This window comes from Streptomyces sp. NPDC001410 (genome assembly GCF_042895235.1).
GTDB lineage: Bacteria > Actinomycetota > Actinomycetes > Streptomycetales > Streptomycetaceae > Streptomyces.
In genome coordinates this window covers 180,326-193,638 of sequence record NZ_JBIAWE010000004.1, presented here as the reverse complement: position 1 = coordinate 193,638, position 13,313 = coordinate 180,326, and the positions used below count along the sequence as shown (strand labels likewise).

The window sequence follows — 13,313 nt, the reverse complement described above, 5'->3', positions numbered from 1 at the left end:
CCGCCAGGAGGACCGGATGATTGCCGAGACCGTGTGTTCTGCCGTCTCCGCGGCCGGCCTCGGCGTGGCCGCGGTCACCGCCTACCGCAAGCGTTTCCTGGCCGCCGCCCGCATCACCGCCTACGCGCTCGTCCCGATCGGCCTGGTGATGACAGGCGTGGTCGGCTGGCTGGCCGACACGGCGTTCAGCCCGACGGCCTGGGCCGGCTTCGGTGTGCTGGGCGCCGCCTGGGCACTGTTCGCGACGACACGGGCCGTCGAGCGCAGGCGCTCAGGCACCCGCGCGGAGCGCAAGGCGGCTCGGGCCGCCGGACGCGACGCGGTGGCCCCTTCCGCCTCGGCCCCCTCGCTGGGCCCAGCGACCCGGCCTGCCACCCGGCCCGCGGGCGCCCCGCCCGCCACCACCTCCGCCGACGACTTCAGCGACATCGAGGCCATCCTCAAGAAGCACGGCATATGACAGAAGCACGACATATGGCCTGAAACCGTTCACAACCGGAAGCAAGTCGAACGGGCTGATACGGAAATCGGTGAGGTACCGCACTCGAAGCCGTGGTGATCGCCAAGGGGGCATCCCCTGGGTCATCATCACCGCGAGATGCTGGACACGAGACAGAGCGAGGCCGCGCCGCCGAAGGACGAGCCGCGCGGATGCCTCTTCGCCCTATCCCAGCCACCGCTGATGATCTTCCTTGCGGTGATCGGGTGTCTGCTCCTCATGGCTGCGCTGCACGACCTGCTGTTGCTGTGAGCCGTACACGTCCGTCCCGGCGCCACCCGCCGGGACCGGCGTCGACCGGGGGTGTCCCCGGGGATCAGCCCGCCGCCTCCTTGCGCCGGGCCCGGTAGGCGGCCACATGCAGCCGGTTCCCGCAGGTGCGGCTGTCGCAGTAGCGGCGCGAGCGGTTGCGGGAGAGGTCCACGAAGGCACGCCGGCAGTCCGGCGCCTCGCAGCGCCGCAGCCGCTCCTGCTCCCCGGCCACCACGAAGAAGGCGAGCGCCATCCCGCAGTCGGCCGCCAGGTGGTCGGCCACGGAGGCGCCGGGGGCGAAGTAGTGCACATGCCAGTCGTAGTCGTCGTGGTCCGTCAGCCGCGGGGTGGTGCCGGCCGCGGCGACCAGCTCGTTGATCAACCCCGCGGCGGACCGGGCGTCCGGAGCCGCGAAGATCCCCGCGAACCTGCCCCGGACCTTGCGCACCGCCGACAGGTCGAACTCCGACAGCACCCCGACATCGCTGATCGCGTGACCGCGCACGAAATCAGCGAGAGCCGCGACGTCCGGCAGCCCGTCCGCCGCCGAGTCGTCCTCCGGCGCGGTGTTCACCAGATCCACCACGGTGTCGAGGGCGCACCGGGTGTCGTGGGTGATCAGCACGTTTCGCTCCCTGGCCTGAGGGTCGGGCGGGCGCCCGCCGATGCTGGCCGATGGTAGCGACAACCGCGCCCACCGCACCGGGGGCCGCCCACCGGCGATTGCCCGGTAGAACGCCCCCGTGCCCTCGGCGGTTCCCGAGTCCGTCCTGTGCCTGCACGATATGCCTCGATGTGGCCGGAAAACAGGCCGACGCCGCCCCGTGAGCACTCACGGTGACGGCGTCAGTCTGTGCCGTATGCGGTTGTCTTGGCCCGAGCCGTCTCCCCGAGTGGACGGCGCCGGGCGGCTTTGGGGTGGCCTCGGACTAGCTCTCCGCCAGGATGTGCGAGAGCTCCTGATCCAGATCGAAGTGCCGGTGTTCCGTGCCGGGCGGCACGGCGGCGTCGGTTCGCTTCAGGAAGGACTCCAGGGCCCGTGCCGGGGCTTCCAGCAGGGCTTCCCCTTCCGGAGAGCTCAGGGCGATGCACACGACGCCCTGACCGTGACTGCGGGACGGCCAGACGCGGACGTCGCCGGTGCCGGTGGGCCGGTGAAGCCCCTCGGCGAGGAGGTCGCGGGCGAACACCCACTCGACGGTCTCCTCGGCTCCGGTGTGGAAGGTGGCGTGCACGGCGTAGGGGTCGGCCGTGTCGTACCGCAGGCCTGCGGGGACAGGCAGGGATGACTCGCTCGACACAACGAGGCGCAGGTGCAGCTCGCAGCTGACCGTGGTGTTCATAAGCGCCAGGGCCTTTCGCTCAGTGTGCGCTCGGGGATTCGCACGTCGGCGAAATCGACATGCCACCTACGGTGCCGTTGTAAACCCCTCTGAGTGTTTTGCGTGTCTTTACGACACTCTTCCGGCCGAGAACTCGTACGAGACCTACGACCATTCCGGTGACTGGATTCACTCGGGTAGGGTTTGTCTGTATGAATACGGGGAGTGACGAGCCGGGCGAGGTCGCCGTGGCGGCGGACAACGCAGACAAGGCCGATAAGGCAGACATGGCGGCGGACGTGGAGCGGTCCGAGCAGGGGCTCGGCTCCCGGGCGCCGGCCTTCATCAAGGCCCGCCGGGTCCTGCATCTGAGCTGGCAGGTCGGCATCTTCGTGATCGGCCTCGCGGTCGTCGTGGTGGGCATCATCATGCTGCCGCTCCCCGGCCCGGGCTGGGTGGTGATCTTCGCGGGCATGGCGATCTGGGCGACCGAGTTCGTCTGGGCCCAGCTCGTGCTGCGCTGGACGAAACGCAAGGTCACCGAGGCGGCTCAGAAGGCCCTCGACCCGAGGGTGCGGCGTCGGAACATCACGCTGACGGTGATCGGTCTGGTGATCGTGGGCGCGCTGGTCGGGGTCTACCTGTGGAAGTTCGGCATTGTGATGCCGTGGCAGATCAAGGACCAGTGATCGCGGACCCGGGCGTGGTCGGAGGCACCCCCTGACATGGGGTAATGTTCTTCCTGCGCCCGGGCGATTAGCTCAGTGGGAGAGCGCTTCGTTCACACCGAAGAGGTCACTGGTTCGAACCCAGTATCGCCCACCCGGAACCGACGGCCCACCTGCGAACAGCAGGTGGGCCGTCGTCGTGTGCGCGCTCCCCGAAGGTCACCGTGGGCGTTACGCCGTCCGGTGGATCATCGCTGCGACTTCGCTCTGTCACCGAGTCGGTCCGCAGGGTCGGATTCCGGACGATCCCAAGCGCTGAGGCGGGCGTCCGATGACGCTCGACCACCTGATCCCGAGGCCGCACTGGCGAGCACCGACCCGGCCGGCCTGCGGCACGCCCGCGGCTCCGCCGCCGAGACACCGGCCGCACTGCGCGCACGCCTGCATTCCGATCCGGCAGTCCAGGCCCGGGCCATGAACGGCGACCTTGGAGGCGCTGCAGGTCGAACGGTGGATCTACGCGGCCGCGGTACCCGCCGCCCGGTACATCGCCGCGATCCTCCCCGACCCTCGCACGGCGGCCGTGGGCTCGTACCTGCACACCGGCAACGCGTACCGACTGCGTCCGCTGCGGGGCCGGCTGCTCGGCCGGCTGGGCGCCCTCCTCGGCCACGAGGCCGAGAACGCCGGGAACGCTGGGAACGCCGGGAACGCCGAGGCTGCCAGGAGAGCTGGGTGGCCGCCCGCCCGGACGCCCTGCTCGCATCTCGCCCGGTGTTCTGCCAGGCGGCACCCGCATTCCTGCACGACGGCGACCCTGAGGTGTCCGCCGCCGGGTTCATGGCGGCCGCCCCCTCCTGGGCGCTCCCGAGCTCGCGCACCATCGCCCGGACCTCGCCAGCTGCGCCCGCCGGCTTCTCGCCGCCAGTGCCGAGCCCCACCGCCGCGTGCGCGCACTCGACCCCCTCGCGACCTGGGGGCACGACATCGAAGGCCTCCGGACCCCCGAAGACCGCCTGCTGCGGGCTCATCTCGGCTCGATCGGCACCGAACTCCCTTCCAAGGCTCACCTCGCTGCCCCTCGCCCGCCCGACGCGAGCGACGCCACCGCGCCACCGACGCGTTTCCGGCCACCCTGCCGCGCCTCGCCACCCCGCACGTCCTGGACGGATGTGGCCATTCCGTCCAGTGCGAGCGCTCCGCGGAGGCCGCGCCTTCTGACCGCCCGGCCGGCGTCCCCGCCCGCGTGACAGCAACCCCATGACCTGTGCAATCACCCCGCCCCCACGCCCCGCGCCCCGGCCGGACGGCCCAGGCCCCGCCCCGCGCCCCGAAGAAAATCCTGTCCGAATCATTGACGCACCTCCGACCCCTCCGTAACTTGTGCCAGCAAGCGCTTACTTGAAACGATTCATGACGGCGGCGACGACGCTGCGGGGAGGGGCCCGACTGTGGGAACCAGCAGGAATCTTGAGAGGCGTACGATCCTGAAGGCGGCCGGAGCCTCGGCTGCCGCGCTCGGGCTCGCCACGACGACCGGGTGCGGTGGCGAAAGCGGTTCCGGGAACGGGACGGTGACGATCCGTTACTCGTGGTGGGGTGCCGAGGAGCGGGCCAAGAAGATCAACCAGACGATCGCGCTCTTCGAGAAGAAGTACCCGAAGATCAAGGTCAAGACCGACTTTCAGACGTACCAGTCGTTCTGGGAGAAGTTCCAGACGCAGGCGGCCGGCGGAAATCCCCCGGACGTTTTCCAGAACGCCGTCACATTTCTTCGGAAGTACGACAAGCGCGGAATTCTTCTGGACCTCAAGTCACAAGTGCAGGCGGGCAATCTGAGCCTGGATCACTTCCGCGCGGGCGTCACGAAGGTCGGCGAGGTCGACGGCAAGCAGCTCGGCGTTCCCGTCGGCTCCAACACCATGGCGCTCGTCATCGACAAGAAGGTTTTCCAGAAGGCGGGCGTCGAGCCGCAGCCGGGCTGGACCTGGGACGAGTACTTCAAGGCCCTGAAGACGATCCACGACAAGACGAAGGTCGCCGGGGACACCGGCTACTTCGCCATCATGTACCTGTACGACCTCTACCTCCGCCAGAACGGGAAGGCCTTCTTCACCAAGGACGGACTCGGTTTCGACAAGGCCGACCTGACGGAGTGGTGGACGGACGGCTACAACCGCGTCAAGGCCGGCATCGTCACCGACCCGAAGGTCGTCCAGCAGGACATGCCCAAGTCCTCCCTCTCCGCCGGCCACGGCGCCTCGGAGTTCACCTGGGACAACTTCACCGTCCGCTACTCAGCGGAGGGTGCCAGCTCCTACGGCCTCGCCCCGATCCCCACCACCGACGGCAAGAACACCGGCCAGTACCTCGCCTCCCTGATGCTCAGCGCCTCCGCCCGCACCGCCCACCCCAAGGAGGTCGCCCAGTTCATCGACTTCATGGTCCACGAACCCGAGGTCGGCAAGATCATGGGCTACGACCGGGGCATCCTCGCGAGCACCGAGCAGTACGAGGCGTTCAAGCCGACCGACGCGGTGAACAAGGAGATCGCGCAGTACGAGGAGGACACCGCCAAGTCCGGCGTCCTCGGCACGATCACCCCGCACCCCTCCGGTGCCGACACCATCGAGGCCGCCTTCCTGCGCCTCGGCGGCGACCTCGGACAGGGCAAGACCAAGGTCGCGGACGCGGTGAAGCAGTTCTTCACCGAGTCCGAGGCCGCCTTCCAGGCCTGATGGGACGTGCCGTGACGCTCGTCAAGGACTCCGCGCCCGCCACCCGCAGGACACGCCCGGCCGGCCGCGCCACCGCGCGGCGGCCGGGCCGCCGCCGGGAGAACCTCGCCGGCTATCTGTTCATGTCCCCGTGGATCGCGGGCTTTCTGCTGCTGACCGCGGGCCCGATGGTGGCCTCGCTGTACTTCGCGTTCACCGACTACAACCTCTTCAACACCCCGAAGTGGGTCGGGTTCGACAACTTCACCATGATGTTCGACGACCCCCGGTGGCAGAAGTCGGTCGAGGTGACGGCCAAGTACGTCGTCATCGGCACCCCGCTGAAGCTGCTGCTCGCCCTCGGTGTCGCCCTGCTCCTCGCGCAGAGCCGCCGCGGCCAGTCCTTCTACCGGGCGGCCTTCTACGCCCCCTCGCTCATCGGTGCGAGCGTCTCGGTCGGCTTCGTCTGGCGTTCGCTCTTCTCCGACGACGCCATCGTGGACCGTACCCAGACCTTCCTCGGCTTCCACGTCGGCGGCTGGGTCGGCAATGCGGACTGGGTGCTGTACTGCCTGGTCGCGCTGACCGTCTGGCAGTTCGGGGCGCCCATGGTCATCTTCCTGGCCGGGCTCAAGCAGGTGCCCAGGGAGCTGTACGAGGCCGCCGAGATGGACGGCGCGGGACCGTTCCGGAAGTTCTGGAACATCACCCTGCCGATGATCTCCCCGGTGCTGTTCTTCAACGTGCTCCTGGAGACCATCCACTCCTTCCAGATCTTCGGCTCGGCCTACGTCGTCTCCAACACCTACTGCGGACCGGCCGACGCCACGCTCGTCTACACCTGCTACCTGTACCAGCAGGGCTTCAAGAACGCCCAGATGGGCTTCGCCGCCGCGATGGCCTGGATGCTGCTGCTCGCAGTCGCCCTGGTGACGGCTGTCCTCTTCTGGTCCCAGAAGAAGTGGGTGCACTACGAGGAGGACGCCCGATGAGCGCGGTCACCACCAAGGTCACGGACCCGGTCGGCCGCAGGCGCGCCGGTTCCCTCGCCTGGCACCTCGGCGCCCTGCTGATCCTCGCGGTCATGCTCTACCCGGTGGTCTGGGTGATCGGCGCCTCGTTCAAGCCCAGCAAGGACATCATCAACAGCCTCACGCTGTTCCCGTCCCACCCGATCCTGTCCAACTTCAAGGGCCTCGCCGACGGCATAGCGGACATCGAGATCTGGACCTTCTTCCAGAACTCCCTCTTCTACGCCGCCGGTGCCGTCGTCGGCGTGCTCATCTCTTGCTCTCTCACCGCCTACGCCTTCGCCCGCATCCGGTTCGCCGGCCGCAACCTGCTCTTCTCCCTGATGATCGGCACCCTGCTGCTGCCGTACCACGTGCTGCTGATCCCGCAGTACGTGATGTTCCAGAAGCTGGGCTGGATCAACACCTACGCCCCGCTGCTGATCGGCAAGTACCTCGCCACCGAGGCCTTCTTCGTCTTCCTGATGGTGCAGTTCATGCGCAACCTGCCCCGTGAGCTGGACGAGGCCGCGCGGCTCGACGGCTGCGGTCACCTGCGCATCTACTGGTCGATCGTGCTGCCGCTGTGCCGGCCCGCGCTGATCACCAGCGCGATCTTCACCTTCATCAACGCCTGGAACGACTTCATGGGCCCGCTGATCTACCTCAACGAGCCCGGCAAGTACACCGTCTCCCTCGGCCTGATGATGTTCCGCGACTCCGACGGTGTGGCCGCCAACTACGGCGGCATGATCGCCATGTCCCTGGTCGCGCTGCTGCCGGTGCTGCTGTTCTTCCTCGCCTTCCAGCGGTACCTGATCGACGGCATGGCGACCTCCGGACTGAAGGGCTGAGGCGGCCACCATGGCGGAAGCACGGGTGAAGCCGCACAGGGAGTCCGTGGTCGCGGAGAGGTTCGGGGTCTTCGCCGAGTGTCTGCTCACCGGTGTGTGGATCGCGGTGGCCTCCCTCGGAGTCGTCACCTACCCGGCCGCCTTCGCCGCCGGCGCCCGGCACCTGCGCCGTCGTACGGCGCATGAGGGCGGCGGCCTGCGGGAGTTCGTCGCCGACTTCCGGAGCGCGCTGCGCGGCGGCTGGGCCGTCGGGGCCGTCGGGTGGGTCGCGGTGGCGCTGGGGCGAGTGGACGTCCAGGCCGTGCGCGCGGGGCTGCCCGGCGGGCCGCTCGTCGCTGCCGTGGGCCTGTTCGCACTGCTCGGCCTCGCCGTGGCCGGGCTGCGCGCGGCGGCCGTGTGGACCCCGGGGAGCCGCTGGCGCGCCCTGCTCGCCGACGCGGGCCGCCGTACGGTCCTCGACCCCGCCGGATCCTTCCTGCTCGTCGGCGGAGCGGTCCTGACCTGCTGTTCCGCTCTGCTCATCGCACCGCTGGCGGTCCCCGTGCTCGGGGCCGTCGTGGCGGCGGCCGTCGCCGTGGAGGAGCGGTACCGGCGCCGCTGAGCCCGCGGTGCCCTGATCAAGGTCGGTGCCCTCTGGGCGCCGTACACATCTCTGTCATGCCCCTGACCAGCTCGCACGTGCCCGCACGGAAGGAAAGACCATGTCTCCCATTCCCCGCAGGTCCCTCCTGAAGGCGGCCGCCGTCGCCGGAGCCGCCGCCCAGTTCAGCTGGGCACTGGGGGCGAGCGACGCGCAGGCCGCGCCCGCGACCGCGGCCGACGGCGCCGACCCGGTGACCCTGGACTGGCTGGAGGACGGCGGCCTCGGCGCCGCGCCCGGCTCCACCGTCGGCGTGCCCTGGCCGATGGGCGCCTACCAGGAGGACCAGACCTTCGCGCTCACGGACGCCGACGGCAAGGACGTCCCCGTACAGACCTGGCCCCTCGCCTACTGGCCCGACGGCTCCCTGAAGTGGACGGCGCACGCGGTCGGTTCGGGCTCCGGAAAGCTCACCCTCACGGCCGGCACCCCCAAGGCCCCCGACCGGAAGGTCACCGTCGACAGGAGCGGCGGCACCATCGACGTCTCCACCGGCGTCATCACCGCGAAGATCGGCAAGAACGGCTCGACCCTCATCAAGTCGGTCACCCGGGGCTCGACCGAGATCGCCAGGAACGGGCGGCTCGTGCTCGTCCGGCAGCCCGAGGCCGAGGACGAGGACCAGGGCACGGTCAGGACGGAGCGCTTCGACGGCGCGATCGACGAGGTCACCGTCGAACAGGACGGCCCGGTCCGCGCGGTGGTCCGCATCGACGGCAAGCACCGCAAGGGAGGCCGCAGTTGGCTTCCCTTCTCGATCCGGCTGTACTTCTACGCCGGTTCCGAGTCCTTCCGCATGGTGCACACCATCACCTACGACGCCACGCTGGAGCCCGGCAAGGCGAGCGGCGACTTCATCCGCGGGCTCGGCGTACGGTTCGCCGTGCCGATGCGGGACGCGGCCTACGACCGGCACATCCGCATCGGCGGCGAGGGCACCGGCCTGCTGCGGGAGGCCGTCCAGGGCATCACCGGGCTGCGCCGCGACCCGGGCGCCGCCGTCCAGGCCGCCCAGTACGCGGGCCGGAAACTGCCCGACCCCGCCACCTGGGACCAGCGCGTCACCACCCGCCTGCAGTACATCCCGCACTGGGGCGACTACACCCTCTCCCAGCTCTCCGCCGACGGCTTCACGCTGCGCAAGCGCACCAAGAAGGGCTACGGCTGGATCACCGCCGGAAGCGGCGGGCGGGCCTCCGGCTTCGGCTACGTCGGCGGCGCGAGCGGCGGATTCTCCTTCGGCCTGAGGGACTTCTGGGAGAAGTTCCCCGCCCAGCTCGACATCCGCGACGCCCACACCGACGAGGCCACCGTCACCCTCTGGCTCTGGTCGCCCGAGGCACAGCCCATGGACCTGCGCTTCTACCACGACGGCATGGGCCAGGACACCTACGCCGAGCAGCTCGAAGGCCTCAACATCACCTACGAGGACTACGAGCCGGAGTTCGGCACCCCCTACGGCATCGCCCGCACCTCCGAACTCCTCTTCTGGGCCAACGAGTCGACGCCCGCCCCCGAGACCCTCGCCGACCAGGTCACGGCCGTACGGACCCTGCCGCAGCTCGCCGCCCCGCCCGGGCAGCTCATCAAGGCCAAGGTCTTCGGCCCCGGCCTCTACTCCGAGCCGGACCGCTCCACCGCCGCCAAGGCGAAGATCGAGGACCACCTCGACTTCCTCTTCACCTACTACAAGGACCAGGTGGAGATGCGCCGTTGGTACGGCTTCTGGGACTACGGCGACATCATGCACACCTACGACTCGGCCCGGCACGTGTGGCGGTACGACATCGGCGGCTACGCCTGGGACAACTCCGAGCTGTCGCCCGACCTCTGGCTCTGGTACGCGTACCTGAGAAGCGGCCGCCCCGACATCTTCCGCTTCGCCGAGGCGATGACCCGGCACACCGGCGAGGTCGACGTCTACCACCTCGGCAAGTGAGCCGGCCTCGGCACCCGGCACGGTGTCCAGCACTTCGCCGACAGCGCCAAGCAGCAGCGCATCGCCAACACCACCTACCGGCGCTTCTACTACTTCCTCACCGCCGACGAACGCGTCGGCGACCTCATGCGCGCCAACGTCGACTCCGACGAGACGTTCCTCGTCCTCGACCCGCAGCGCAAGGTCCGCACCGACCCGTACACCCCCGACCCGCACGCCCTGTCGATCGGCTTCGGCACCGACTGGAGCGGACTGGTGTCGGCGTGGCTGACCGAGTGGGAACGCAAGGGCCCCAAGTGGGAGAAGGCCAGGGCGCGGGTCCTGTCCACCATGGAGACCATCGCCGCCCAGCCCAACGGCTTCGTCCAGGGCAGCGGCCTGTACGACATCGCCACCGGCAGGTTCGCCGTCGCCGACAAGCCGGTGGTGGCGGTCTCCCACCTCTCGGCCGTCTTCGGCCTGAACGAGCTGTGCGCCGAGCTGATCCACCTGGTCGACCTGCCGAAGTTCAAGGAGGCCTACCTCGAGTACTGCCGCTACTTCAACGCCACCAAGGCCGAACAAGCGGCCCGCTACGGCAGCAACTTCGGCACCCTGCTGCTCCTCCAGGGACACTCGCGCCTGGACGCCTACGCCGCCGTACAGACCGGTGACGCGACGCTCGCCAAGCGCGCCTGGACCAAGTTCTACAGCTCCGACGGCTACACCGAGTCCTCGCCGTGGAAGACCGAGAAGCTGACCGGACCGGCCGCCCTGGTCGCAGGGAGCGAGGCGAGCTGGGTGTCGACCAACGACACCGCGCTGTACGGCCTCGCGGCCATCGAGAACCTGGCCCTGCTCGGCGACAAGATGCCCGGCTGACGGCGTTGGGGGAGCGCCGTCGCACGGGCGGCGGCGCTCGTCCCCCGAGTGTGGTTTCGCGTCACTGCACGCCGCATGAGTACGCGTACTCAGATCAACGCGTCCACCAGGGCAGACTCTGGCCATGGACTGGTCCCACTACCGCTTTCTCAGCCTGTGGTCCCTGCCCGCCCCGCCGGCCGCCGTGTTCGCGGTGCTGGAGCGGCCCGAGGGCTATCCCGACTGGTGGCCGCAGGTACGGGCGGTGACCCGGCTGGACGACACCACCGGCGTCATCACCATCCGCTCCCTGCTGCCGTACGCCATGACCTTCACCGCCCGCGAGACACGCCGCGACCCGGCCGCCGGTGTCCTGGAGATCGCCGTGTCCGGAGACATCGAGGGCTGGGCCCGCTGGACGGTCACGGCCGACGGCGCGGGCACACTGGCCCGCTACGACCAGGTCGTCGACGTCACCAAGCCCCTGCTCAGACGGCTGGCCGTGCCGGGACGCCCCGTCTTCCGCCTCAACCACCGGCTGATGATGGCGGCCGGGCGGCGCGGACTGCTGCGTCACCTGGAAGCGGTTTGAAGTAACACCGCAGGGACCTGTATTGTTCAGTGCGTTCCCGGGCGATTAGCTCAGTGGGAGAGCGCTTCGTTCACACCGAAGAGGTCACTGGTTCGAACCCAGTATCGCCCACCGGGAAAAAGCCGGTCCGCACAGCGGGCCGGCTTTTTTGACGTCAGGGGGGCGTCGTGGGTACAGAACAGGGCAAGGCAGGACCGAGAGTTGGCGCGCGACTGCGTCAGCGCCGGACCAGCAGTCTGATCGGCATCTTCTTCCTCACGCTGCTGCTCGGCGCTCTCGTGGCGCTGGCCCGGGTCGGTGGCAACGGCGAACGGGTCACCACCATGTGGGTCGGCGCGCGGATCTCCGCCGACGGCAGCGCCCGCATCACCGAGGTCGTCGACTACGACTTCGGATTCCCCGACGCCGAACGGCACGGCATCTACCGCGACCTGCCCGACCTGCCCTACGACGAGGACGACGCCGACGTCGCCGTCACCCTGGACGGCCACCACGTCCCCTGGGAACTCACCGTCGGCGACTACTACCTCGAACCGAACGGCCACCGGGAGATCGCCACCCGCATCAAGGTGGGCGACCCCGACCGGGCCGTCACCGGCGTGCACCGGTACCGCATCCAGTACACCCTCCGGGACGTCGTGAAGAAGGGCCGGCTCGCCTGGGACGCGGTGGGCACCGGCTGGACCGTCGACCGGTCCCGCGTCGAGATCCACGCCGTCGCCCCCTACGACCTCACCGGTCTGCGCTGTGTACAGGGCACCGACGGCTCCCGGAAGAAGTGCACCGCCGAGCAGACCGAGCCCGGCCGCCTCACCGTGCGGATCGACCGGCTCCAGGGGAAGCAGGGGCTCACCCTCTACGCCACCCGCGGTGGTGCCGCCGGCCGGGCGGCCCTGCCCGCGCCGCCCGGCGGCGGTGCCGTCGGAACCACCGTCATCCATCCGCTGCTGGTCGCCCTCTACTCCGTCGCTCTCGCCCTCGCCGTGGCCCTGGTGACGATCGGAGTGCTGCGGCTCGTCGGCCGCGACCGGCCCGCACCGGCGGGGGCCGACGGGACCCCGGGAGCGCCTGTCCCGAGCCCCCTGCCCCCGCCCGGCCTGAGCCCGGCCCAGGGCGGGATCCTGGCCGCCGAGCAGGTCGATCCCGTGCACCAGGTCGCCTGGCTGCTCGGCCTCGCCGCCGACGGTCACCTCACCCTCGGGGGCGCCGAACACGCCCCGACCCTGCGACGCCCCCACCGTGGTGCGGGGGCGGACGACCCGGTCACCCGGGAGGTCCTGCGCTACATGTTCTCGGGCCGCGCAGAGATCACCCTGGGCCAGTACGACTCGTCCTTCGAGACGGGCTGGCATGCGCTGGCCCGGCACCTGAAGCAATGGCAGGCCGACTCCGGTCTCTGGGACCCGGCCGCCGTACGCCTGGCCCGCCGCGCCCGGCCCGTGGGCATCGCCGCCACCGTGCTCGGTCTGCTCGCCGGCGCGGTGGGCGCCGCACTGGGCGCCGGCCGCCACGCGGCCGGAGGCCCGCTGCTCGTCGCCGGCGTGATCGTCTTCGGCGTCGGTCTCGCCCTGTGGCGGCGCGGCTGGGAACTGCACCGGCGCACCTCCGAGGGCAGCGCCCAGCTGCTGCGGGTCGAGGCGTTCCGACGTCGTCTCGCCGACCCGTCGGCGTTTCCCGACACGGAACCGCTCGACGACGACCAGGTACGGCTCTGCACGGCGTGGGCCGTCGCACTCGGCCTGGGCGACACCTGGCGGCACGCCGTCGAGTCGTCCGCCGTGCCGACCAGGCGGCACGCCTCGCCGGCTGTGCGGTTCGGACCCGCGCTGGCCCTCGGCATCGTCGTCACCGCCGCCATGTCGTCCAAGGCGCCCTCCTCCAGCGGCTCCGGAAGTTCCGGCGGCAGCGGCGGCGGCTCCTCCGGCGGCGTCGGCGGGGGAGCAGGCGGCGGTGGCGGAGGCTCCTGGTGAACTCCCGCAC

At 70.0% G+C, this 13,313-nt stretch carries 11 protein-coding genes, 2 tRNA genes and 1 pseudogene; 12 read left to right on the top strand and 2 right to left on the bottom strand.

All coding sequences use genetic code 11. From position 1 onward, the window contains the following. The first annotated feature begins 16 nt into the window (after positions 1-16). Complete coding sequence (locus ACFY3C_RS10275) at positions 17-460, top strand: hypothetical protein (RefSeq protein WP_390770457.1); 444 nt, start codon at positions 17-19, stop codon at positions 458-460. Positions 461-598: 138 nt separating this feature from the next. Further along, complete coding sequence (locus ACFY3C_RS10270; RefSeq protein ID WP_165289388.1) at positions 599-751, top strand: hypothetical protein; 153 nt, start codon at positions 599-601, stop codon at positions 749-751. Positions 752-815: 64 nt separating this feature from the next. Here the strand turns inward: ACFY3C_RS10270 and ACFY3C_RS10265 are convergent, their stop codons facing one another. Then, complete coding sequence (locus tag ACFY3C_RS10265) at positions 816-1,376, bottom strand: CGNR zinc finger domain-containing protein (protein WP_390770456.1); 561 nt, start codon at positions 1,374-1,376, stop codon at positions 816-818. A 304-nt stretch (positions 1,377-1,680) separates the two neighbouring features. Continuing rightward, on the bottom strand, positions 1,681-2,094 hold the full coding sequence (locus tag ACFY3C_RS10260; protein WP_004002642.1) for an SsgA family sporulation/cell division regulator: 414 nt from the start codon (positions 2,092-2,094) through the stop codon (positions 1,681-1,683). 191 nt (positions 2,095-2,285) lie between these two features. On the opposite strand from ACFY3C_RS10260, the gene ACFY3C_RS10255 reads away from it, so the two are divergent. From ACFY3C_RS10255 to ACFY3C_RS10210, 10 genes and pseudogenes are all read left to right on the top strand, one after another. After that, positions 2,286-2,762: a TIGR02611 family protein gene (locus ACFY3C_RS10255; RefSeq protein WP_390770455.1), complete on the top strand. Its 477-nt coding sequence runs from the start codon at positions 2,286-2,288 to the stop codon at positions 2,760-2,762. Positions 2,763-2,823: 61 nt separating this feature from the next. Beyond that, positions 2,824-2,895: transfer RNA gene (locus ACFY3C_RS10250), tRNA-Val, on the top strand. Positions 2,896-4,192: 1,297 nt separating this feature from the next. Then, entirely contained in the window at positions 4,193-5,479 is a 1,287-nt protein-coding gene (locus tag ACFY3C_RS10245; RefSeq protein WP_386574823.1) for an ABC transporter substrate-binding protein, read from the top strand. A gap of 11 nt (positions 5,480-5,490) precedes the next feature. Beyond that, complete coding sequence (locus ACFY3C_RS10240) at positions 5,491-6,450, top strand: carbohydrate ABC transporter permease (RefSeq protein WP_390770454.1); 960 nt, start codon at positions 5,491-5,493, stop codon at positions 6,448-6,450. After that, on the top strand, positions 6,447-7,322 hold the full coding sequence (locus ACFY3C_RS10235) for a carbohydrate ABC transporter permease (RefSeq protein WP_390770453.1): 876 nt from the start codon (positions 6,447-6,449) through the stop codon (positions 7,320-7,322). Before ACFY3C_RS10240 ends, ACFY3C_RS10235 begins: the two co-directional genes overlap by 4 nt. A gap of 10 nt (positions 7,323-7,332) precedes the next feature. Next, positions 7,333-7,923: a hypothetical protein gene (locus ACFY3C_RS10230; RefSeq protein WP_386574826.1), complete on the top strand. Its 591-nt coding sequence runs from the start codon at positions 7,333-7,335 to the stop codon at positions 7,921-7,923. A gap of 100 nt (positions 7,924-8,023) precedes the next feature. Continuing rightward, positions 8,024-10,762: pseudogene (locus ACFY3C_RS10225) on the top strand (Tat pathway signal sequence domain protein). 124 nt (positions 10,763-10,886) lie between these two features. Beyond that, positions 10,887-11,333 (top strand): SRPBCC family protein, encoded by a 447-nt coding sequence (locus ACFY3C_RS10220; protein ID WP_390770452.1) that lies wholly within the window; start codon positions 10,887-10,889, stop codon positions 11,331-11,333. Positions 11,334-11,372: 39 nt separating this feature from the next. Beyond that, positions 11,373-11,444 (top strand) — tRNA-Val (locus tag ACFY3C_RS10215). Positions 11,445-11,500: 56 nt separating this feature from the next. Beyond that, on the top strand, positions 11,501-13,303 hold the full coding sequence (locus tag ACFY3C_RS10210) for a DUF2207 family protein (protein ID WP_390770451.1): 1,803 nt from the start codon (positions 11,501-11,503) through the stop codon (positions 13,301-13,303). Positions 13,304-13,313: the final 10 nt, after the last annotated feature.

Coding starts and splice junctions, on each gene's coding strand:
- ACFY3C_RS10275 (WP_390770457.1), top strand. CDS start 17: ATGATTGCCGAGACCGTGTGTTCTGCCGTCTCCGCGGCCGGCCTCGGC.
- ACFY3C_RS10270 (WP_165289388.1), top strand. CDS start 599: ATGCTGGACACGAGACAGAGCGAGGCCGCGCCGCCGAAGGACGAGCCG.
- ACFY3C_RS10260 (WP_004002642.1), bottom strand. CDS start 2,094: ATGAACACCACGGTCAGCTGCGAGCTGCACCTGCGCCTCGTTGTGTCG.
- ACFY3C_RS10255 (WP_390770455.1), top strand. CDS start 2,286: ATGAATACGGGGAGTGACGAGCCGGGCGAGGTCGCCGTGGCGGCGGAC.
- ACFY3C_RS10235 (WP_390770453.1), top strand. CDS start 6,447: ATGAGCGCGGTCACCACCAAGGTCACGGACCCGGTCGGCCGCAGGCGC.
- ACFY3C_RS10230 (WP_386574826.1), top strand. CDS start 7,333: ATGGCGGAAGCACGGGTGAAGCCGCACAGGGAGTCCGTGGTCGCGGAG.
- ACFY3C_RS10220 (WP_390770452.1), top strand. CDS start 10,887: ATGGACTGGTCCCACTACCGCTTTCTCAGCCTGTGGTCCCTGCCCGCC.